Source organism: Chryseobacterium sp. MYb264, assembly GCF_035974275.1.
GTDB lineage: Bacteria > Bacteroidota > Bacteroidia > Flavobacteriales > Weeksellaceae > Chryseobacterium.
Window position 1 is genome coordinate 1,391,984 of record NZ_CP142422.1, and the last position, 20,505, is coordinate 1,412,488.

The 20,505-nt window shown below is 35.3% G+C and carries 23 protein-coding genes; 10 read left to right on the forward strand and 13 right to left on the reverse strand.

Features of this window, described 5'->3' with window-relative positions; translation table 11 throughout:
- Window positions 1-75: 75 nt before the first annotated feature.
- From VUJ46_RS05885 to tpx, 9 genes are all read right to left on the reverse strand, one after another.
- Window positions 76-942, reverse strand: a complete 867-nt coding sequence (locus tag VUJ46_RS05885; protein WP_326984073.1) for a VOC family protein — start codon at window positions 940-942, stop codon at window positions 76-78.
- A gap of 121 nt (window positions 943-1,063) precedes the next feature.
- Window positions 1,064-1,321, reverse strand: a complete 258-nt coding sequence (locus VUJ46_RS05890; protein WP_326984074.1) for a hypothetical protein — start codon at window positions 1,319-1,321, stop codon at window positions 1,064-1,066.
- Between the two features lie 20 nt (window positions 1,322-1,341).
- A complete protein-coding gene (locus VUJ46_RS05895; protein WP_326984075.1) occupies window positions 1,342-1,755 on the reverse strand; it encodes an SRPBCC family protein in 414 nt (137 codons plus the stop codon).
- A gap of 77 nt (window positions 1,756-1,832) precedes the next feature.
- Window positions 1,833-2,264, reverse strand: a complete 432-nt coding sequence (locus tag VUJ46_RS05900; RefSeq protein ID WP_326984076.1) for a VOC family protein — start codon at window positions 2,262-2,264, stop codon at window positions 1,833-1,835.
- 65 nt (window positions 2,265-2,329) lie between these two features.
- On the reverse strand, window positions 2,330-2,473 hold the full coding sequence (locus VUJ46_RS05905; RefSeq protein ID WP_326984077.1) for a hypothetical protein: 144 nt from the start codon (window positions 2,471-2,473) through the stop codon (window positions 2,330-2,332).
- 3 nt (window positions 2,474-2,476) lie between these two features.
- Window positions 2,477-2,737 carry a VOC family protein gene (locus VUJ46_RS05910; protein ID WP_326984078.1) on the reverse strand — a complete coding sequence of 87 codons (261 nt, stop codon included), beginning with the start codon at window positions 2,735-2,737 and terminating at the stop codon, window positions 2,477-2,479.
- Between the two features lie 79 nt (window positions 2,738-2,816).
- Entirely contained in the window at window positions 2,817-3,404 is a 588-nt protein-coding gene (locus tag VUJ46_RS05915) for a Crp/Fnr family transcriptional regulator (protein ID WP_326984079.1), read from the reverse strand.
- 848 nt (window positions 3,405-4,252) lie between these two features.
- Window positions 4,253-5,464 carry a DUF763 domain-containing protein gene (locus VUJ46_RS05920; RefSeq protein ID WP_326984080.1) on the reverse strand — a complete coding sequence of 404 codons (1,212 nt, stop codon included), beginning with the start codon at window positions 5,462-5,464 and terminating at the stop codon, window positions 4,253-4,255.
- Window positions 5,465-5,837: 373 nt separating this feature from the next.
- Window positions 5,838-6,335 carry a thiol peroxidase gene (tpx, locus tag VUJ46_RS05925; protein WP_326984081.1) on the reverse strand — a complete coding sequence of 166 codons (498 nt, stop codon included), beginning with the start codon at window positions 6,333-6,335 and terminating at the stop codon, window positions 5,838-5,840.
- 161 nt (window positions 6,336-6,496) lie between these two features.
- On the opposite strand from tpx, the gene VUJ46_RS05930 reads away from it, so the two are divergent.
- The 3 genes from VUJ46_RS05930 to VUJ46_RS05940 all read left to right on the forward strand — a co-directional run bounded on the left by VUJ46_RS05930 (window position 6,497) and on the right by VUJ46_RS05940 (window position 10,415).
- Window positions 6,497-6,949, forward strand: a complete 453-nt coding sequence (locus VUJ46_RS05930) for a T9SS type A sorting domain-containing protein (protein ID WP_326984082.1) — start codon at window positions 6,497-6,499, stop codon at window positions 6,947-6,949.
- A gap of 15 nt (window positions 6,950-6,964) precedes the next feature.
- Complete coding sequence (locus VUJ46_RS05935) at window positions 6,965-8,089, forward strand: hypothetical protein (RefSeq protein WP_326984083.1); 1,125 nt, start codon at window positions 6,965-6,967, stop codon at window positions 8,087-8,089.
- 106 nt (window positions 8,090-8,195) lie between these two features.
- Entirely contained in the window at window positions 8,196-10,415 is a 2,220-nt protein-coding gene (locus VUJ46_RS05940; RefSeq protein ID WP_326984084.1) for an NADP-dependent isocitrate dehydrogenase, read from the forward strand.
- Window positions 10,416-10,713: 298 nt separating this feature from the next.
- Here the strand turns inward: VUJ46_RS05940 and VUJ46_RS05945 are convergent, their stop codons facing one another.
- Window positions 10,714-11,058: a winged helix-turn-helix transcriptional regulator gene (locus VUJ46_RS05945; protein WP_326984085.1), complete on the reverse strand. Its 345-nt coding sequence runs from the start codon at window positions 11,056-11,058 to the stop codon at window positions 10,714-10,716.
- Window positions 11,059-11,161: 103 nt separating this feature from the next.
- Here VUJ46_RS05945 and VUJ46_RS05950 point away from each other — a divergent pair, with 103 nt between their 5' ends.
- The 7 genes from VUJ46_RS05950 to VUJ46_RS05980 all read left to right on the forward strand — a co-directional run bounded on the left by VUJ46_RS05950 (window position 11,162) and on the right by VUJ46_RS05980 (window position 16,926).
- A complete protein-coding gene (locus VUJ46_RS05950) occupies window positions 11,162-11,908 on the forward strand; it encodes an SDR family oxidoreductase (protein WP_326984086.1) in 747 nt (248 codons plus the stop codon).
- A 205-nt stretch (window positions 11,909-12,113) separates the two neighbouring features.
- Window positions 12,114-13,091: a heme-binding domain-containing protein gene (locus VUJ46_RS05955; RefSeq protein WP_326984087.1), complete on the forward strand. Its 978-nt coding sequence runs from the start codon at window positions 12,114-12,116 to the stop codon at window positions 13,089-13,091.
- On the forward strand, window positions 13,091-13,531 hold the full coding sequence (locus VUJ46_RS05960; RefSeq protein WP_326984088.1) for a hypothetical protein: 441 nt from the start codon (window positions 13,091-13,093) through the stop codon (window positions 13,529-13,531). Before VUJ46_RS05955 ends, VUJ46_RS05960 begins: the two co-directional genes overlap by 1 nt.
- 207 nt (window positions 13,532-13,738) lie before the next feature.
- Entirely contained in the window at window positions 13,739-14,755 is a 1,017-nt protein-coding gene (locus VUJ46_RS05965; protein ID WP_326984089.1) for a sensor histidine kinase, read from the forward strand.
- Window positions 14,736-15,503, forward strand: a complete 768-nt coding sequence (locus VUJ46_RS05970) for a LytR/AlgR family response regulator transcription factor (RefSeq protein ID WP_326984090.1) — start codon at window positions 14,736-14,738, stop codon at window positions 15,501-15,503. The genes VUJ46_RS05965 and VUJ46_RS05970 overlap by 20 nt, the downstream gene beginning before the upstream one ends.
- A gap of 143 nt (window positions 15,504-15,646) precedes the next feature.
- A complete protein-coding gene (locus tag VUJ46_RS05975) occupies window positions 15,647-16,420 on the forward strand; it encodes a DUF1223 domain-containing protein (protein ID WP_326984091.1) in 774 nt (257 codons plus the stop codon).
- A gap of 113 nt (window positions 16,421-16,533) precedes the next feature.
- On the forward strand, window positions 16,534-16,926 hold the full coding sequence (locus VUJ46_RS05980; RefSeq protein WP_326984092.1) for a DoxX family protein: 393 nt from the start codon (window positions 16,534-16,536) through the stop codon (window positions 16,924-16,926).
- A 143-nt stretch (window positions 16,927-17,069) separates the two neighbouring features.
- Here the strand turns inward: VUJ46_RS05980 and VUJ46_RS05985 are convergent, their stop codons facing one another.
- The 3 genes from VUJ46_RS05985 to VUJ46_RS05995 all read right to left on the reverse strand — a co-directional run bounded on the left by VUJ46_RS05985 (window position 17,070) and on the right by VUJ46_RS05995 (window position 20,329).
- Window positions 17,070-18,260 (reverse strand): MFS transporter, encoded by a 1,191-nt coding sequence (locus VUJ46_RS05985; protein WP_326984093.1) that lies wholly within the window; start codon window positions 18,258-18,260, stop codon window positions 17,070-17,072.
- 73 nt (window positions 18,261-18,333) lie between these two features.
- Window positions 18,334-19,335, reverse strand: a complete 1,002-nt coding sequence (locus VUJ46_RS05990; RefSeq protein ID WP_326984094.1) for an aldo/keto reductase — start codon at window positions 19,333-19,335, stop codon at window positions 18,334-18,336.
- Between the two features lie 88 nt (window positions 19,336-19,423).
- Window positions 19,424-20,329 (reverse strand): helix-turn-helix domain-containing protein, encoded by a 906-nt coding sequence (locus VUJ46_RS05995; protein ID WP_326984095.1) that lies wholly within the window; start codon window positions 20,327-20,329, stop codon window positions 19,424-19,426.
- Window positions 20,330-20,505: the final 176 nt, after the last annotated feature.

Below are 20,505 nucleotides of genomic sequence, written 5' to 3' on the forward strand. Positions count from 1 at the left end.
GATGATGGAAGCTGGAAGTTTTTAACGTCAAAAGACAAACATCCAACATCCTGCTTCCATCTTCTAGCCTATATCTTAAGAATGATAAGCATTTTCTAAATCCTGTATAATAATTTTCTGCATCTTCATCATTGCCTGAACTACTTTCTGAGCTTTCTCCTGATCCTGATCGCTCATCAGTTGAATCAATCTTTTCGGGACAATTTGCCAGCTAAAACCATACTTATCTTTCAACCAACCGCACATGCTTTCTCTTCCGCCATCAGAAGTCAGAGTATTCCAATATTTATCGGTTTCTTCCTGATCATTGGTCATTATCACCATTGAAATCCCTTCATTAAAATCAAATTGGTGGTCATAAGAATTATCCATGCAGAAGAAACTATAACTATCAATTTCAAAATGCGCATGTTGAATATTTTCGGCTGGTTCCGGATTTGAATGACCTTCGCTTCCGTCTCCATATCTTAAAATATTTCCGATTTTAGAATTTGGGAAAGTGTTTGTATACAATTCCATGGCTTCCATTGCTTTTCCATTATTTTCATGGATAAACATTAAAGTCGGAATTATCTTTTGTTCAATCTGTTTTTCCCCTAAGAAAATCTGCCAGCTTACGCCATATTTATCGCGAACCCAACCATATTTTTTGCTCCAGGAATAAGAATCCAGATCCATTAAAACCATTCCTTCATCAGAAAGCTGATCCCAGTAATTCTGAACCTCATCTTCCGTTTCACAAATGACCATAAACGAAACAGAAGCGTTTTTCTTAAAATGAGGACCACCGTTCAACAGCATTAATTTCTGACCGAAAATATCAATATTCATGACTACAGGCGTATCTGCTGTAATTTTCCCGTCAAACACTTTGCAGTAAAACGCTGCAGATTCTTTTGCATCCCCGTCGTACCAAAGACATGGGAAAATATCGTTATTCATAATTTTAAATTTTATTTTTTTGTTGGTTTAAACAATAATAGACACAAATATTTTCACAAATTTCCACGAATATTTCATTGTGTTATTTGTGAAAAACATTAGTGTTATTTGTGTTTAAATATCAATTTTTAAAATAAAAATGATTTTCTTTCATGTGATTTTTCAGTTTTAACATCGCATTTTTACCAAAACCATGCAACTGCATAATTTCTTTCTCGGAATAATCTGACAATTTTTCCAAAGAATCTATCTTTTCTCTTTCCAAAGCTTTTCTTGCAGGCATTGCAATAATTCCCTGCAAAAACAAGCTCCCTCCAACAACATGATTCACAGCGCAAATGGAGCTTAAACACTTTGCCATTATTACTAAATTGATCATGATCCTGAAAAAGATTTTTATTAATGAGTTTCTACATATTTATGGAAATTATTCAGAATAGCGTACCAGCCGTCTCTCTGCATCTCCACTGAATTTTGCTTTTCAGGATCAAAACTGATTTTCACATTCGTTGTATTTTCATCAACTTTATCAAAAACGATGTCAACATTTCTGCCATCTTCAATATGGTATTTTATTCTTTCATTTGGAAGAACTTCATCATAAATTCCTTCAAAATCAAATCCAAAACTTCCGTCTTTCGCTTCCATTCTGTTTTTAAATTTTCCGCCAACTTTTAAGTCGTTTTCAGAACTTGGACACTGCCATGACTCGTGAGCGAAGTTCCATTTTGTGATATGTTTCGGATCGTTATAATAATCCCAAACCTTTTGTACAGGGGCTAAAATCGTAATATCAATTTTAATAGGTTCCATAATTGTATTTTTTAAATGATATGAAAAGGGCAACTAAAAATCAGTTACCCTTTGTATAATTTAGTTTAAAGATAAGATTATTTTGCGTATTCTTCATTATAGTTCACCATCCAATGAACACCATATTTATCCTGAAAACTTCCAAAATAATCGCCCCAAAACTGGTCTTCAATCGGCATTTCAACATTTCCACCTTCAGAAAGTCCTTTGAAAAGTCTGTCGGCTTCTTCTTTAGACTCTGGGAAAATAGAAACGTAATTGTTATTTCCAACATTCAGATTTTGTCCGAAACTTGGAACAATGTCTGATGCCATCAACAAATCTCCACCAATCGGAAGCGCAATGTGCATCACCCTGTTTTTCTCTTCGTCAGATAAGTTTTCAGTTCCGGGAGCATTTCCCATTTTGTGAATTTCACCTAAAAACTCACCGCCAAAAACGGATTTATAGAAATTAAAAGCTTCTTCTGCTTTGCCATCAAAATTTAGGTACGGATTTAATTTAGCCATGATCTTTGATTTAAAAATTGTTTTTCTTTGATTAAAAATTTCACTCTTATTTCACAATTTCTGCATTATGTAGCCGGAATTTGGGAAGAATCTGCAAAAATGACATTCCAACCGTGCCCGTTGATGTCCCAGAAAGAATTCTGATACATCCAGCCATGATCCTGTGCTTCTTCATGCTGGTAGGCTCCGTTGTCAAGAGCTGCATTCACGATCTAGTCAACTTCTTCACGGCTGTCTAAGCCAATAGCCACCAAAACCTGTGTGGTATCCCCTTTGGGAACCGGTCTTTCAGAGAAGGTCTGAAAAAACTCTTCCTCCAGAAACATGACCTGAATATTATCACTCATCATAACGCAGACGGCTTTTTCATCCGTGATCTGTTCGTTGATCGAAAATCCAATATTTGTCCAGAATTCTTTCGTTTTCTGAATATCTTTTACCGGAAGATTGACATAGATTTGATTGATTTTCATTTTGTTATTTTTAGTGTTGAACTTTTAATCAAAATTACCGAACCCTATTGAAAACCAGCTTGCCATAAGACAAGATTTCCTATTTCCTTGGATGTGAAACCAGTTCTTTTCTGATTCTGCTCAGCGAAGTATCTGTAACGCCTAAATAGGAAGCGATCTGCTTTAACGGAGCGAATTGAATGACATGAGGCTGTTGTTCAAGCAAATTCAGATAGCGTTTTGTAGCGGAAAGGGTAAACATCTCCACAGAACGCTGTTTATAGATAAAAAGTTGCTGCGACATCCAAGCTCTGCCCCATTCCCGGAGATTAGGAATCTTATGAAATAATTCCTGAAACGTTTCGAAATCCAGTTTCCAGCATTCGCAATCGGTTATACAGACTATATTTTCCTGAGTCGGAATTCTTTGAAAAATAGAGGAAACTTCAATAACAATCTCATTTTCCACAAAAAAATGGGTAGTGACTTCATTTCCGTTAAAATCATGGACATAGGAGCGTACCAAACCTTTCTCCAAAATATAGTATTCATTAGCCGTTTTTCCCTCTTCAAGGATAAAATCTCCCTTCCTGAAAACTTTTTTTTCATGAGCCTGAAATATTTCATCAAGCTCTTCTCTAAGGAAAAACGGGAAATCATAGCAGACTTCTAAAGATGTATTACTCATCAAGTCAATGTTTTTAGAATTTTAAAATTAAAATTTTTATTGTAATTGATGAAGAAATTATTAAACAAAAACCGTATTTATTGAAATCATTTTTTGTGTAATCCTTTACATAGCATTACCAGAAGCTCTCTTTTAAGGATCAGTATCAAAACTTGGGGAGAAATTGTTTAGATGTATTTTTTGCCACAAATGCACGACTATTTTTTATTTGCCGTAGAAAATGCTTTTTTATTGGTTTTTCGCAAAGCCGCAAAGGTATATTTTTCAACACTTTATGTTTTCAAGGCGCAAGGATTTTATCAAAGAGAAAATTGAGGGCTGCATATTATAGCTGCGGATACACAATTTTTTATTTCCCGCAGATTTCGCAGATTGAGAACCCATCAGTAAAAAATCAAAGATTTTCAAAAAACTTAAGTGTGCTTCTATGCAGTTTAATTTTAAGCTTTACTAGCTAAAGTGTTAAAAAAATTTTGTGGTTAAATTTTTGCCACGAATGCACGAATATTTTATGTCCCAAAGATGGTGCAGATTACAGATGTTATCGTTGATTTTCTTTGCTTAACCTTCCCGGTCTTTTATGTGTAGAACGGCCTGGTGAAACTTAAAACGGGAGTTGTCAAAAAACCTGGGGTGACTTCATGCTCAATATATAAAGTGTAAGGAAAAGAATCTGCATCATTTGCAAAATCTGCGAGAGAAAAAAACTTCACCTTACATGATCTAAACTTTTTGCCTAGTCCCCAACTTTTGTACCTGATCCTCTTTTAATCTGCACAAATTATTAAACGCAAATCTTTGTATAGATTACTCAGGATGAAAGACTCAATGGTTACGGCGTAGAAAATTTAAAACAGAGAAAGCTGAATTGCTTTTGGAGGAGAGGGTTTCTGAGCATCTCCAAAAACGGTTTTACCGCCGAAACGCCAGGAATTTTGCCTTTCCTCTTCAATCACCTGCTGAATATCAAAATCAGGCGTAAAATCTTTTTCGGTGGCTTCTATAATTTGATGAAGTTTATTTATTGTTCTTAATTTATCCGAATTTCCAAGCTTTGATTTTTCGATTCCCGTTTTGAGAATCTGAATACTTTCATCATAAATTTTGGTCGGAACCGGAAAAGGATGACCGTCCTTTCCGCCATGAGCAAAGGAAAATCTGGCAGGATCTTTAAATCTTGAAGGTGCACCGTGAATCACCTCGCTCACCAAAGCTAAAGACTGCATTGTTCGAGGACCGACACCTTCCAGCATCAATAAATCTTCGAAATTCTGCGGTTGCTGTTCGCGAGTGACATATAAAAGGGCTCCCAATCGTTTCAAATCTACATCAGAAGCCTGCACATCGTGATGATTGGGAAGAATTAATCTTGCAAAATCACTCATAATTTCTGCAGAATCGGTGTGAGAAATATCTAAAATTCCTTTCCTGTTTTCAGAAGCTTCGGAATCGGTAAGGTTTAAAATCTGACCTCTCGAAATTCCATTAATTCCCGTATGAGGCTCTTCAATAAAGGATTTTATATTTTCGGAATGCCAATGGTAGCGTCTTGCTGTGCCATCAGATTCGTGCATTCCCTGTTGGACAACGCTCCAGTTTCCATTATCCGATACAATAAAATTATGCAGGTATAATTGATATCCATCCTGAATTGCCGTATTATCAACCTTCGCAGAAAGCTTGCTGGCTTTCACCAATTCTGTTCCGTTTAAACCGGTTTTGTCGGCGATCTGAAGTAATTCAGAAGGAGTTTCTCGGGAAAACTTTCCTTTTCCACCACAAATATACAAGCCTAAAGCCTGAGAATTGGGATTGATGGAACGTTTCAAGGCACCCATGACAGACGTTGTTATTCCTGAAGAATGCCAATCCATTCCCATTACCGCTCCAAAGCTCTGGAACCAAAACGGATTTGCCAATCGGCGAAGAACTTCGTCTTTCCCGTAATCCATCAGGATCACCTCAACAATAGAAAGCCCGAGAATTGACATACGCTCATAGAGCCAAGGTGGTACTTTGCCATAGTGAAGGGGTAAATCTGCGGTTCCGGAACGTTTCATTTTTATTGTTTTTTTGTAAAGACACTAAGTTTTCTATGCGAATGTTTTAAGACACAATGGTTTTATCGAAGATAAAATTTTGAAGTGTAAAGTTAGGAGTATTGTTTTTATTTTTTAGTGAGTTGAGTCAGTTTTTGTTTTAAACACGAATGGCACTAATACTTACACGAATTTCACGAATGGTTTCAGATTTTTTCTTTGTATTGAAAAGATAATTTTCATACAAACTCTCATTCTCTGATTTCACTTACTTTCACCTATTTTGGTGATTATTTGTGGAAACATTTGTGTTATTAATGTTTAAAAAAATTCAATTAAAAAAGCCATGCGAACATCTTCACAAGGCTTTTTATAGAAAATTATTATTTCTAAATTATTTTAAAGCATTCAAAGCTGCTTCGTAGTTCGGTTCGTCTGCAATTTCAGAAACCTGCTCCGTGTAAACCACTTTGTTATCCGCATCTGTTACGATAACCGCACGGCTCAACAAACCTTTCAAAGGAGAATCTGTAATCGTTACCTCGTTATCATCACCAAAGCTGCTTCTGAAATCTGAAAGCGTTTCCACATTTGATAATCCCTCAGCCGCACAGAATCTTCCCAATGCGAAAGGCAAATCTTTAGAAACATTTATTACCACAGTGTTTTCTAATGCAGAAGCTTCTTCGTTAAATTTTCTTGCAGAAGATGCGCAAGTTGGCGTATCGATACTTGGGAAAATGTTGAATACTTTTTTCTTTCCTTCGAAAGTTTCCAATGTTTTTACGTTTAATCCTGAATCTACCAAAGCAAAATCTCTAATTGTTGTTCCCACTGATGGTAAAGTTCCTATTGTATTTACTTCGTTTCCTTTTAAAGTGATCGTTGACATAATTTATTTTTTAAGTTTTTCAAATTTAATCAAAAAAGAAAATTTTTTCCGTCAAATTATGGTTAAATTAATCTTAAAGTGAAAATAAAAATTCTTTAATCTAAGAATCAATTTTTTAACTGAAAATTTATCTATATTGGCAATCCTTAAAAATCATAACAATGCGAAAAAAAATTACTCTTTTATTATTCGGAGTGCCCGTTTTTGGTTTTGCCCAATCTGCGATTGGAAATATCAATTCAGGAGCAGTTTCCGGAGAAAATTTCACACATTCTGTTGGAGAAATCTATGTAATCCCAACCGATCCTGAACAGGCAAATTCTGGAACAATGGGAATGCTTTATCAAACTGTTTTACAGGTTTTAGGTGTTACTGAACTTCAAAAAGACAATGTTAAAATCTACCCGAATCCTACCACAGATTTTGTATATGTAAAGCTTGATTCTAAAACAAAAATTGAAGAAGCGGAAGTGTACGATACTGCCGGAAGACTTGTTTTTAAAGCAAAACTTGAATCTGGCAAGCTTGATCTTCGCACTTTACAATCGGGAATTTATATGTTATCATTTAAAAACCCGGAAATCAAACCTATTAAAATTATCAAAAAACCTTAAAAAAACTCTTTAAACATGAAAAAAATTTACGCTACCATAGGATTATTTCTTGCAACATTATTAAGCGCGCAGGTTCCGCAGGCTTTCAGCTATCAGACGATTGCTTTCAATGCTTCCGGAGCGCCTATTTCAAACGGAAATGTATCTTTAAAAATAAGCATCTTAGACAATACAGCAACTGGAAACGTTCTTTATACGGAAACTCATGCAAAAACTACCAATTCTAAAGGTTTGGTGAATCTAAATATTGGTCAGGGAACACCCACAACAGGAAATTTCGGAGGAATTAACTGGGGAACAAATCCTAAATTTATAAAAGTGGAACTTGATCCTCAAGGTGGTTCTAATTACACTAACGTTGGGGTGAATCAATTGATGAGTGTTCCTTATGCTCAGGTAAGTAAAACGGTTGTGACAGGTGCCGGGCAGGGAATTACATTTACTTCTCCGAATGGAACAGCTTATACTTTGAATGTGAATGATAGCGGAGCTTTGAGCTTGCCAACAACTTCAGGATCTAATTCTTCTATTCCTGCCAATTTGTATTTATATGGCTCATATAATGGTTTTAATCCTGCTGATGCTGAATTATTAAGAAATGTTGACGGTGTAAATAAAAGGATAGGATACAAATACTTTTCTTCAAATACACAGCTGAAATTTATTGCATCTCCAGGTAACGGTTCACAAGTTTACGGTGTTGATTCTCAAGGTAACCTAGCTCCTGGTGGGAGTTTTGTAAACATTTCATCAAATGGCTTCTATCGAGTTTTCACTACATTATACACTGTAAATAATACCTATTTAATATTTACAGAAAATATTAGTCCGGAAATAGAACTTTATAACTCTTCTCTTTCCGCTTCTCCAGTAACCTATAATTCTTCTACAAATAAATTTTCTTTTACGATAAATGGTGTCACATCCTCAAACTTCTCAGGATTCAAAATTTATTTACCTTCTACAACTACAACTTTTTTAAATCCTGAATATTTAGGCGATAATTTAAACGATGGAAATTTTGATGTAGGAGGAAGCCAGATTATAATTCCTAACTTAACAACTTCACCAAAAAACTTTAAAATAGAATTCAATATCAATTTTAACGGAACGGGATCTTATACCATTACCCAAATATAAATTTAAAGAGGCAACAGCCTCTTTTTTTATGCAAAATAAGTTGAAAAAAGAATCATAATCACTAAATTTGTGAGTCTTAAAAAATCAAATAATAAATTACACTATAATGTCAGACAAATCAAAAATCTATTACACACTTACGGATGAGGCTCCAATGTTGGCAACACACTCGTTTTTACCGATTGTAAAAGCTTTTACACAATCAGCAAATATCGAGATTGCAGTTCCGGATATTTCTTTGGCAGGAAGAATTTTAGCAAACTTCCCTGAATTTTTGAAAGATGACCAAAAAATCGGTGATGCATTGGCAGAATTAGGTCAATTGGCTACTCAACCTGATGCAAACATTATTAAATTACCAAATATTTCGGCTTCGGCGCCGCAATTAGATGCTGCTATCGCTGAATTACAAGCTAAAGGATTTGCAGTTCCAAATTATCCTGCAGAACCTAAAAATGACGAAGAAAAAGCTATTAAAGCTAAATATGCTAAAGTTTTAGGAAGTGCAGTAAACCCTGTGTTAAGAGAAGGAAATTCTGACAGACGTGCTCCAAAAGCGGTTAAAAATTACGCAAAAGCAAACCCTCACAGAATGGGTAATTGGGCTTCTGACAGTAAAACTGACGTTGCTCACATGAACAGCGGAGATTTCTACGGTACAGAAACTTCTACCACTCTTGAGAATGCTACAAAATATAAAATCGTTTTCAAAGGAAATGACGGTTCTGAAACTCAATTAAAAGATTTCGCAGCTCTTCAGGCTGGAGAAGTAATTGATTCTTCTGTAATGAATTTAAATTCATTGAAAGCTTTCGTTCAGCAGGCAATTGATGAGGCTAAAAACAGAAATGTACTTCTTTCTGCTCACCTTAAAGCTACGATGATGAAAATCTCTGATCCAATCATTTTCGGGGCTATCGTAGAAACTTTCTTCAAAGAGGTTTTCACAAAGTATGCTGGAACGTTCAGGTCCTTAGATATTAATCCAAACAACGGCCTTGCTGATCTTTTCGATAAAATCAAAGGAAACGCTCAGGAAGCTGAAATTAAAGCTGATATTGAAACTGCTTTGGCAAACGGACCGAGAGTGGCAATGGTAAATTCTGATAAAGGAATTACGAATTTCCACGTTCCTTCAGACATCATCGTTGATGCTTCTATGGCTGCTTTAGTAAGAGGCGGAGGAAAAATGTGGAACAAAGACGGAAACGAAGAAGATACCGTTTGTATTATTCCAGACCGTTCTTATGCAGGTTTCTATCAATCAGTTATCGATGATATGAAAGCGCATGGAAAATTAGATCCTACAACAATGGGTTCTGTTCCAAACGTTGGTTTGATGGCTCAAAAAGCTGAAGAATACGGTTCTCACGATAAAACTTTCCAGGCTTCTGCGGAAGGAACAGTTGAAGTTCAGGACGAAAACGGAAATGTTCTTCTTTCTCAGAAAGTTGAAGCTGGAGATATTTTCAGAATGTGTCAGACTAAAGACGCTCCAATTCAGGACTGGGTAAAACTAGCGGTAAACAGAGCGAGATTATCTGATACACCTGCGATTTTCTGGTTAGACAAAGGAAGAGCACACGACAGAGAAATGATCAAAAAAGTTGAAAAATATTTAGCTGATCACGATACAAACGGTCTTGACATTAAGATTCTTGATGTAAAAGATGCCATGACTGAAACGTTGCAGAGAGCTAGAGAAGGAAAAGATACAATTTCTGTTTCAGGAAATGTATTGAGAGATTATCTTACTGACCTTTTCCCAATCCTTGAACTTGGAACTTCTGCTAAAATGCTTTCTATCGTTCCATTGATGAATGGTGGTGGTTTATTCGAAACTGGTGCTGGAGGTTCTGCTCCAAAACACGTTGAGCAGTTCATCGAAGAAGGTTATTTGAGATGGGATTCTCTAGGTGAATTCTTAGCTCTTCAGGCTTCTTTAGAACATTTAGCACAAACTCAAGGGAACACAAAATCTCAGGTTTTAGCTGATGCACTGGATGAAGCTAATGCTAAATTCTTGGCTACAGACAAGTCTCCTGCTAGAAAAGTTGGACAAATCGATAACAGAGGTTCTCACTTCTATTTGGCAATGTATTGGGCTGAAGCGTTAGCAAACCAAACTACTGATGCTGATTTGGCTAAACAATTCGCTCCTGTTGCGGAAGCAATGCAGGAAAACGAAGAAGTTATCAATGCTGAATTAATTGGTGCTCAAGGAAAACCTCAACAAATTGACGGTTACTTCAAAACGGATACTTACAAAACGTATGCAGCTATGAGACCAAGTACAGTTTTAAACGAAATCATCGACGGAATTTAATTTTCGATCTTGATATAAATTGAAAGCTCCTTTTTTAAGGGGCTTTTTTGTTTTTCTTAAACACTACTTGCACAAATACTTTTCACGAATACCACAAACAAAATACTCCTATTTTTTAAACAGTCACAAATTCCCCTCCACCGGAGGGGTGGCGAAAATTCAAAGAATTTTTGACGGGGTGGTTTATTTTATTGTTAAACTACCCCGTCTTTTTGCTTTGCAAAAATCCACCCCTTCATGGAAGGGGAATTCTCGCATGTCTAATAAATTGTGATATTCGTGAAAAATATTTGTGCTATTAGTGTTTAAAACCATCCTCTACAATCACTTTTCGATGTTCCCTACCCCAACTGATCATTTCACTGATAATATTTCCAAATGTTCTGCAGTATTCGGTAGGCTCATATTCAATTAAAACCGGAGTTTCTGGATAAACATTTCGTTTCACCAGCTTATTCAGTTCCATATCTTTCAATTCTTTAGAGAGCATTCTAGTGGTAATCCCCGGAATACTTCTTTCAATTTCTCGGAAACGTCTGTTGCCGTTGCAAAGGGAGTTAATGACAGGAATTCTCCACTTTCCGCCAATGAAATAAAGCGTGTCCTGTAACGCTCTAAGTTCCTCGTTTTGATCTCTTTCCATGATTGCAAAGTTAAATGATATAATTGATGATACTGATATACTCTGTGATACTGGTTACAAAAGTATATCAATTTGAAATAACTTTGTCAAAAATTTTAAAACAATGAATAAATTTAATAACAAATTAGCCATCGTAACAGGCGGAAACAGCGGAATCGGATATGCAACCGCAAAAGAATTAATTGCAAATGGAGCAAAAGTAATCATCACAGGAAGACGAATAGAAGCTATTGAAAAAGCTGGGGAAGAATTGGGAGCCATTCCTTTTGTGGCAGATCAGGGAAAACTGGAAGATATTGAAACGTTAAAAACTGATGTTGAAAAACAATTTGGGAAAGTAGATATTCTGTTTATTAATGCGGGAATTACCGGAACTTTAGGCTCTATCGAAAATATGAGTTCGGAAAATTTCGACAATGTGATGGATATCAATTTCAGAGGATCTTATTTTACTTTGAGTAAATTTATTCCTCTATTGAACGATGGTGCTTCAGTAGTGTTCCTTTCATCCAACGTTGCAACGACATCCAAACCGAACAGTTCGATTTATCAGGCAAGTAAAGCAGCCTTAAATTCTATTGCAAAAACGGCTGCCGCTGAATTGGCTCCAAGAAAAATAAGAGTCAATATGGTAAGTCCGGGACCTACAAAAACAGAAATCATGACAAAAGCCGGATTGGACGAAAAAACTATGGAAGGTCTTGATGAATGGTTAATCAGCGGAATTCCTTTACAAAAAATGGGAACTGCAGAGGATGTCGCCAAAGCTGTTGTTTACTTATCAGACAATTCTGTGGCGAGCTTTATGACAGGGACTGAAATCCTGATCGATGGCGGAATGATTCTATAGGTTTGAAGAAAAGGAGCTGGAGGCTTGAAGTTAAAACGTACGCATAAAACTTCCAGCTTCCTTCTTCCCCAACTTCCATCAAAAATATTCACCGCTATAAATTCTAATTTCACGTTTCTATTTGTCCGGTTTACCTTTCTTTTCATTTTAAAACGTTCTTTCTAAAACTACTTTTGATCCATAAAAATTAAAAAAACAAATTATTATGGATACCGTTAAAAAGAAAAAAAATCCCATTGCCATTGCTTTTCTGGCAGTTTTGGGAATGTTTGGAGGATTGCAATTTTTCAATCAGCCTTTGGAAGGAAAAACAGTGACAAAACACATTGAAGCGCCGCGAGAAGTCATTTCCATTTTGGAAAATTCTTGTTTTAATTGTCATTCTAATCAACAAAATTTAAGTTGGTACGACAAGATTGCTCCAATTTCATGGGCGGTGAACAAAGATGTGAAAAGAGCGAGAGAAGTCCTCAATTTTTCAGAATATAATTTTTCTAAAGGTGAACATCTTGGTAATATGTACGCCATTCTCAACATGATGCAAAGTGGAAAAATGCCCCTACACAACTACACGCTTCTTCATCCTTCTGCAAAAATTTCACAAAAAGATATTGATGTCATTAAAAAATATACGCTTTCTTTAGCAGACGTTAATTCAGCTAAAAAGGAAAAGAAAAACATTCATCAAAATATCGAATCACTAAAAAATACCACACCTTCAAAATTTCCTGTTTCGCCAAACGGAGTAAAATACAGCGATGATTATAAAAACTGGAAAGTGATCAGTATGAGTACTCTTTTTGATAATTCAGTGAGAGTAATTTACGGAAATGACATTGCAGTAAAAGCCCTTGAAACAGAAAATCTAAAACCTTGGCCAGATGGAAGTATCGTCGTAAAGTCAGTTTGGAAACAGGAAAAACTTGCCGATGGAGAAGTAAGAGCCGGAGAATTTGTGAATGCACAATTTATGGTTAAAGATTCTAAAAAATATACAGATACTGAAGGTTGGGGATTTGCCAAGTTTTCAGGAAAAGATCTTCATCCCAGCGGAAAAACAGCATCGTTTGCGAAAGAATCCTGCATAGCCTGTCACCGACAATTAGCCGAAAAAACGGGATACCTTTTTGATGTTCCCATGAAAGTAAAAACAGAAAGATTAATTAAAAACCTTCAGAAATAATGAAAAAAATAGTATTCATCACCATGTCCGTTTGCGCTTTATTTACAGCATGCAAAATCGACGAACCGGATAAAGATTTACATCGCGTAGTTTTCGATCCCGGAAATTTGAAATTCATTTCAACCTCTTTAAATACAATAAAAGAAACCTCATCCGCATTGTATGGAAATCAGGAAGCACTGCAATCTTTATCAAATGAAAATCATCAACCAATAAAAGGTTCTGTATTGAAATTAGTCACCTGGAAATATCATGAAAATCCACAATACACCGGAGGAACGATCACAGGAGAATTAGTAAGTGTAGAAGCACTCCAAACCGATAGAAACGGAAATACTTCTTATCAGTTTAAAAACAATTCTAAAACAGAAAAAAATCCTAAAAATAAAGAAGAAAGGATAAAATACATCATGAGTTACCAACCCGTAACCAGACCATAATAATAGTAAAAGTGAAATGTGATGAATCTGGAGTTGAGAAATCGGCTCCGGATTATCTTTTAGTGAATTGTGAATTTTGCTTCGCAAGTCAATTGTCAATTTAATAAGCTTTATTAAAATTCATAAGCAAAGTGAATTCACTATTGACTATTCACAAAATTTTCATTGAAAAATACTACCTTAACACCTTTAAAATTCGCAGTTCGCATGCAACAGCAAAAAATAAAAATCTCGTCAGCCGTCATTTGGATAAGTTCTCTATTCTTAGGGATTTTATCTTCTGTTCCTCAGTTGGCCTCTCATGCCTTCAATTGGCAGGAAGCCGTGGTAAATTCAGCAATTACAGCCGCTTTTTCGGTCATCATGTGGTACCTCAACATCTATATGCTGAATCAAAATTCAGGAAAAAGACGACAGAATATTTCCTATTCGCGATTAATGGTTATCCTCGCGTTCGGAATGGTTGTCATGTTTGGTCTAGCGTGGATTCAACAACTTATTCTATCACACATTAATTTTGGACCCACGATGTTAATGATCGAAGTTCGCGGAATTTTAATCAATCTCGTTTGCTATATGTTTTTGACTTTACTTCAAAATAATTATGCAGGTCAGCAGGTTCAGCTCGAACTGGAAAAAGTAAAGAGTGATAACCTTGGTGCTCAGTATGAATTGTTGAAACAGCAGGTAAATCCGCATTTTTTATTTAACAGTTTAAATACATTAAAATCAATGGTGGAAACTCATGATGCAGAATCTGTTGATTTCATTATGAAACTATCTGATTTTTATCGATTTACATTAGAAAGCAGAAAATTAGACTTAATTACTGTTCAGGAAGAAATGAAAATTATTGATTCGTATATTTTTCTACAAAAAGCACGTTTCGGAGAAGGAATTACATTAACGAATGAATTAAGTAATGAAGTTTCAAAAACATTAATTCCACCTTTTACCTTACAATTATTAGTTGAGAACTGTATTAAACATAATATTGTTTCACAAAGCAAACCTTTACATATCAAGATTTATAATTTTGAAAATAAATTAATCATTGAAAATCCAATCCAGAAAAAAATGACTGTGGAAGACTCTTTAGGAATTGGACTTGATAACGTAAAAATGCGCTACAAACACCTTGTAGAACAGGAAATAGAAATTAATTCAGACGAAAAAATCTTTCAAATAAAACTACCATTTATTCATGAATATCATCATTATTGAAGACGAATTCCGTGCAGCCAAATCTCTGCAAAATTTAATTTTAGACTTAAAACCAGAAGCCAAAATCATTGATGTTTTCGACAGTATTGAAACCAGCGTAGAAGCTTTATCAAAAGGAATCAAACCCGATTTGATATTCATGGATATCCATCTTTCTGACGGACTTTCTTTTGAAATTTTTAAGCAAACGGAAATTACTTGTCCGGTTGTTTTTTGCACAGCTTTCGATCAATATATGCTGGATGCTTTTAAAAGCAAAGGTGTCGATTATGTGCTGAAACCATTTTCACGTGAAGACATTGCCGAAGCTTTCAGAAAAGTAGAAGAATTAAAGAAATTTTTTCAGAAAACTGAACTTCCCGATCTTGAAGCACTTTTACAAAAAATTGCACAACCTCAAACAGCTGCAAAAAGTAGTTTTTTAGTCTTTAAAAATCAAAAATATACAACGATTGCAACAGAAAACATTGCGTATTTTTTCATTCATAATGAGATCACCCATTTAATGACTTTTGACAAACAACAATTTCAACTGACTCAAACGTTGGGACAAATAGCGGAACAGGTTTCCCAAAAACAGTTTTTCAGAGTAAACCGTCAATATATCGTCAATTTTAGCGCTATTAAAGAAATGGAACATTATTTTCAGCGTAAGATTTTAGTAAAACTTACGGTTGAAACTCCCGAGCAACTTCTGATTAATAAAGAAAAATCGCATAGTTTTTTCACCTGGCTGGAAGACCGCTAATCATGCGTATTAAGCATCAGCCGCTTACCTCAAAAATTTTAACGTTTATATAATACAGGTTCACCTTTCATTTTGTCCGGTTGAACCTTTTTTGTATTCTTTTGCGAAGGCAAGGTATCTACTTTTGAATAAAATTAAAAGAAATGATACTTAAAAATCTAATAGGAACCGCCGCTTTCGTAGCCATTATGTTCACCGTTTCAGCTTTTTCCTGCACGGATAAAACTGAAGAAATTTATCAAAATCATACTTCAAATGATCGTGGCTTTGCCGTTCTGGAACTGTTTACCTCAGAAGGCTGCTCGAGCTGTCCGCCTGCAGATCAGCTGATGGGTGAAATTGAAAAACAATATAAAGATCAACCCGTCTACATCCTCGCCTATCACGTTGATTACTGGAATAATCTGGGTTGGAAAGATAAGTTTAGCAGCATTGAAAATTCGAAACGTCAGCAACAATATGCCCAGACTTTACGATCACAGGTTTACACACCGCAATTGGTTGTAAACGGAAAAAAAGAATTCGTTGGTTCTGATCGAGATGCTGTAGAAAACGGAATTCAAACAGCTTTATTAAATTCTAACAATACTAAAATTGATTTGTCCACTAAAGTCTCTGAGAAAGAAATTACTATAAATTTTAAAACTGCGGAAAATAATTCTCAAAACAAATTATTAATCACTTTAGTTGAAAAAAAGTCTTCAACAAATGTACAAAGAGGTGAAAATGAAGGTCGTCATTTGGTGCATTGGCAGATTGTTCATCAACAAAATCAAATTTCTTTAAAAAATTCAACAGAAGGAACAACGAGTTTTAAACTTCCGGAAAACTTCAACACCAATGATTGGGAAATTATCGGAATGATTCAAAATGTAAAAACCGGAGAAATCGTGGGTTCTACAAAATCTTCTTTCTAAACACAATTATAATATTCATGGAAATTAATGAAAAACATTCGTGGAATTTGTGTTAAAATATTTCAATCAAAAAAATCAAAATAAAAATATTAACAACTTAAAACAATAAAAAAATGAAAACAAAAACAACAAAAATCATCTTTTGGTCAGGAGCAATTTTTATGTCATTATGGTTCGGGGCAAGCGGTTTTTTTGAACTCACAAAAAATCCTGTAGTATGGGATATCACAAGGCAATTAGGCTATCCACCGCATTTTATCTACATTTTAGGAGTATTCAAATTATCCGGAATTTTAGTTTTATTAGTTCCTAATCGATTACTACGACTGAAAGAATGGGTTTTCGCAGGAATGTTCTTTGATATTATCTTCGCCTTCTTTTCAAAAATTGCAGTATTGGGCTTTCCGGCAACCATTGATGCTATTGTAGCCTTCACCGTACTTTCAGTTACTTATCTTATGTTCAGAAAATTATATACTTCGGAATTAGTTTTTGGAGAAATTTAAAGTAAAAATAAAATTGGTTCGTCCATAACAAAGCACACAACTTTTCAGGCATTCCTGATATTAAAAAGATAAATCCTCTCGATAATGAGAGGATTTATTGTTTAAATAGCTTCTAGAAAATTTAACTATTAGAGCGTGTATCTTTACGCGTGAGCCTTTCTTAATTTGATCATACTTAGAATAAATAATCCTAAAACTCCCAGCACAAAATAACCTTCTGCCACTTCCAACTGAATCTGAGGTTTGATGATTGCTACAATTCCGTAGCTGATGGCTGATGTAATGATAAAGGCAATTCCGCCCGTTAAACCACCGGCAATTCCAGCAGAATTCGGGAACCTTCCGATACAATAAGAAAAGTAATTATTAAAAATAAATCCGGCCGTTACGTGAATTACAAATGCAAATGCGACCAAGCTGTAAATATTATTTGAAAAATATGATGCAATAAACATCAAAATGATTAAAAATAATTGGATAAAGTTAGCATAACGAATTTTAGGCAAAAATGCTTTATTGATTAATGCTTTTCCTAAAAATCCACCCGTCATCCAGGCAAATCCGAGAATCAAAGAAACATAGCCTGCAACCACTTCAGAATAGCCCATCTTGTGTTCAATAATGAAAGAACCGCATAGGTTAAAGAACATAATCATCGAATAACTCAATCCGCACATCACCATTCCGTAAAAGAAGTCTTTTGCCTTAAACATAGATTCATATTCTTTCAAAAGAAACTGAACATGAAAAGGATTTCTTTTTTTCAACGTTTCACCGGAAAATATAAACTCTAAAATTAAAAGCAATAAACTGTACCCCGCCAGAACATAGAAGTTTGACTGCCATCCGAAAATTTTCTGCAAATATCCACCAATAAAAGGCGCAATGATAGGTCCAACAGACCATACAATCGTCATGATACTCAAATAATGCTTCCTTTCCTCCCCTTCATATACATCTACAAAAAAAGCACGTTTTGACACTACAGCGAATCCGGATAAAATTCCCTGTAAAACACGCATCACATAAATCACGAAAATATTCTGAGTAGTGGCTGTGATTAAAAATGAAACTACAAATAACGCTAAAGAAGCCATTGAAACCCTATATCTTCCGAAAGAATCTACGATACTTCCTGCAAAAAACTGAGTCAGTCCGTAACTGATTAAAAATATGGATAATGTAAGCTGAATATTACTTTCAGGCTGATGAAGATCGGTTGCCATACTTGGCATTGATGGTAAATAGATATCTGTTGCCAAACCCGACATCGGAATCACAGCAAAAGCTAAAATGGTGGCAATAAATTGATTTTTTTCTTTAAGAGTTTTCATTTCTATTCTTAAATCTTTTCATAAAAAATTTAAATCCCTGAAAATAAATTCAGGAATCTAAATCGTATAATTTTTAATTATTTACTAATTTCATAGAACCTTCGCCGTATCTTTCGCCAACATTCGGATATTTTTGTAAGATCGTATTGATCGTTTCCAAATCAGATTGAGAAAGATCTACATTTACCGCAGCAATGTTTTCTTCCAGATATTTGATACGTTTTGTACCCGGAATCGGAATAATATCTTCACCTTGATTCAGCACCCAAGCCAATGCTAATTGAGTTCCTTTTATCCCTTTTGATTCAGCAAATTCATTAAGTTCTTTTGCTAAATTTCTGTTATTTTCCAAATATTCCTCCTGATAACGAGGAAGTAATTTTCTAAAATCTTCATCTCCAAAATTCTGAACATCATTGATATTTGAGAAAAGGCCTCTTGCTAAAGGAGAATACGGAACTAATGTAATTCCCAACTCTCTGATTGTCGGTAAAATTTTCTTTTCCACATCTTTTGTCAATAATGAATATTCTGACTGTAAAGCGGTAATCGGGTGAATTTTATTCGCTTTTCGAATTGATTCCGGAGAAGCCTCCGATAGACCTAAATATTTTACTTTTCCGGCTTTTACCAAATCTGCCATTGCTCCCACCGTTTCCTCAACTGGAATATTAGGGTCTACTCTATGCGCATAGTACAAGTCGATTTCATCAATTTTTAATCTTTGAAGACTCAAGTCAACTGCTTTTTTGATCCATTCAGGAGAACCATCAAAATAAGTTCCCGGCGCCCCGCTGTGGCTGGCTTTACCGTCTTTAAATCTGAATCCGAATTTTGTCGCAATAAAAATCTTGTCGCGATTCGGAACCAATACTTTGGATATCAATTTTTCATTCTCCCCATTACCATACATATCAGCAGTATCGAGAAAATTCACACCTAAATCCAGTGCCTTATGTAAGGTACTGATACTTTCCTGTTCGTCTGTCGGGCCATACGCAAAGCTCATCCCCATACATCCTAATCCAATAGCAGATAGCTGCTCTCCCGTGTTTCCTAATTTTCTAAATTTCATGATAGCTTGTGATTTAAAATTTATAGAGCAAAATTATAACTGAAACGCAACGATTGCAATATAGAAATCAAACGAAGAATTATAAAAATCAAACAACAGCTGTTCGAACAGCATTCGGAGTCATTCCTGTTTGCTTTTTAAAATAATTGGTGAAATAAGCAGGTTCTTCAAACCCCAATCCGTAGGCGATTTCCGAGACGTTCCAATCCGTATGCTTTAATAAAGCATTTGCTTCCTGAATAATTCTTGAAGTAATCTGCTGGCTGGTTGTTCTTCCGGTAATTTCTTTTACTGAGCGGTTGAGAGAATTCACATGAATAGATAAATTCTCGGCATAATCCACAGGACTTTTTAATCTTAAAAAACGTTCCGGACTGTCGATGGGAAACTGTCTTTCAAGCAATTCCATGAATAACGAAGCCACTCGCTGTGAAGCATTTTGATAGGGTTCAAAATTTTCTGCAGGCTGCATTTTCACCGTTTCATGAATCAGAAGATGAAGATAAGCGCGCAGCATATCATATTTATGCAGATAATCCGATTGAATTTCGGTCATCATTTTAATAAAAATATCTGAAACAGTTTTCTGTTGATCCTCATCAATAAAGAAGATCGGAGTTCCGCCAATTCTGAAAAGCGGTGAATCCTGAAGCATTCCCAAACGGTTTCCATCATGTAAAAAATGATCAGTAAAAAGGCAGAAAAAACCTTTCTGATCATCGTCGTCAGCTTCCCAAGAATACGGAATTACAGGATTTGAAAACAGTAAGGCAGGTCGATCAACATGAATCCATTTGTCCGCATAATGAAGCTTTCCCTTTCCTATAATCAATGAAATTTTATAGTAATCTCTTCGGCTATAAGGCGTAATGGATGAACAATGTTCACGCGAAAATACATTGAAATGCCCAACTCCCGGCGTTTTAATACATTGCAAACCTTGATTCTGAGCATTTCGCTCATAAAAACCTTTTATTGTTTCTCTGGATTCCATGGAGCAAAATTATAAAATTCAAACAGAAGTTAAAGAGGAAAATAATCTTAATTGATAAAATTATTAATAGGCTCGAAGATGGAGATTTATACTATTTCGGATACGAAACTTCACCTTCGTTGAAACTAAAGACTAGATTAAATAAAAAACAAACGGCTGATCGAATGACCTGTCGT

Excerpts from the sequence above, each read along its gene's own strand:
- VUJ46_RS05885 (WP_326984073.1), bottom strand. The coding sequence starts at position 942 with ATGAATAACGATATTTTCCCATGTCTTTGGTACGACGGGGATGCAAAA.
- VUJ46_RS05890 (WP_326984074.1), bottom strand. The coding sequence starts at position 1,321 with ATGATCAATTTAGTAATAATGGCAAAGTGTTTAAGCTCCATTTGCGCT.
- VUJ46_RS05895 (WP_326984075.1), bottom strand. The coding sequence starts at position 1,755 with ATGGAACCTATTAAAATTGATATTACGATTTTAGCCCCTGTACAAAAG.
- VUJ46_RS05900 (WP_326984076.1), bottom strand. The coding sequence starts at position 2,264 with ATGGCTAAATTAAATCCGTACCTAAATTTTGATGGCAAAGCAGAAGAA.
- VUJ46_RS05910 (WP_326984078.1), bottom strand. The coding sequence starts at position 2,737 with ATGAAAATCAATCAAATCTATGTCAATCTTCCGGTAAAAGATATTCAG.
- VUJ46_RS05915 (WP_326984079.1), bottom strand. The coding sequence starts at position 3,404 with ATGAGTAATACATCTTTAGAAGTCTGCTATGATTTCCCGTTTTTCCTT.
- VUJ46_RS05920 (WP_326984080.1), bottom strand. The coding sequence starts at position 5,464 with ATGAAACGTTCCGGAACCGCAGATTTACCCCTTCACTATGGCAAAGTA.
- tpx (WP_326984081.1), bottom strand. The coding sequence starts at position 6,335 with ATGTCAACGATCACTTTAAAAGGAAACGAAGTAAATACAATAGGAACT.
- VUJ46_RS05930 (WP_326984082.1), top strand. The coding sequence starts at position 6,497 with ATGCGAAAAAAAATTACTCTTTTATTATTCGGAGTGCCCGTTTTTGGT.
- VUJ46_RS05935 (WP_326984083.1), top strand. The coding sequence starts at position 6,965 with ATGAAAAAAATTTACGCTACCATAGGATTATTTCTTGCAACATTATTA.
- VUJ46_RS05940 (WP_326984084.1), top strand. The coding sequence starts at position 8,196 with ATGTCAGACAAATCAAAAATCTATTACACACTTACGGATGAGGCTCCA.
- VUJ46_RS05945 (WP_326984085.1), bottom strand. The coding sequence starts at position 11,058 with ATGGAAAGAGATCAAAACGAGGAACTTAGAGCGTTACAGGACACGCTT.
- VUJ46_RS05950 (WP_326984086.1), top strand. The coding sequence starts at position 11,162 with ATGAATAAATTTAATAACAAATTAGCCATCGTAACAGGCGGAAACAGC.
- VUJ46_RS05955 (WP_326984087.1), top strand. The coding sequence starts at position 12,114 with ATGGATACCGTTAAAAAGAAAAAAAATCCCATTGCCATTGCTTTTCTG.
- VUJ46_RS05960 (WP_326984088.1), top strand. The coding sequence starts at position 13,091 with ATGAAAAAAATAGTATTCATCACCATGTCCGTTTGCGCTTTATTTACA.
- VUJ46_RS05965 (WP_326984089.1), top strand. The coding sequence starts at position 13,739 with ATGCAACAGCAAAAAATAAAAATCTCGTCAGCCGTCATTTGGATAAGT.
- VUJ46_RS05970 (WP_326984090.1), top strand. The coding sequence starts at position 14,736 with ATGAATATCATCATTATTGAAGACGAATTCCGTGCAGCCAAATCTCTG.
- VUJ46_RS05975 (WP_326984091.1), top strand. The coding sequence starts at position 15,647 with ATGATACTTAAAAATCTAATAGGAACCGCCGCTTTCGTAGCCATTATG.
- VUJ46_RS05980 (WP_326984092.1), top strand. The coding sequence starts at position 16,534 with ATGAAAACAAAAACAACAAAAATCATCTTTTGGTCAGGAGCAATTTTT.
- VUJ46_RS05985 (WP_326984093.1), bottom strand. The coding sequence starts at position 18,260 with ATGAAAACTCTTAAAGAAAAAAATCAATTTATTGCCACCATTTTAGCT.
- VUJ46_RS05990 (WP_326984094.1), bottom strand. The coding sequence starts at position 19,335 with ATGAAATTTAGAAAATTAGGAAACACGGGAGAGCAGCTATCTGCTATT.
- VUJ46_RS05995 (WP_326984095.1), bottom strand. The coding sequence starts at position 20,329 with ATGGAATCCAGAGAAACAATAAAAGGTTTTTATGAGCGAAATGCTCAG.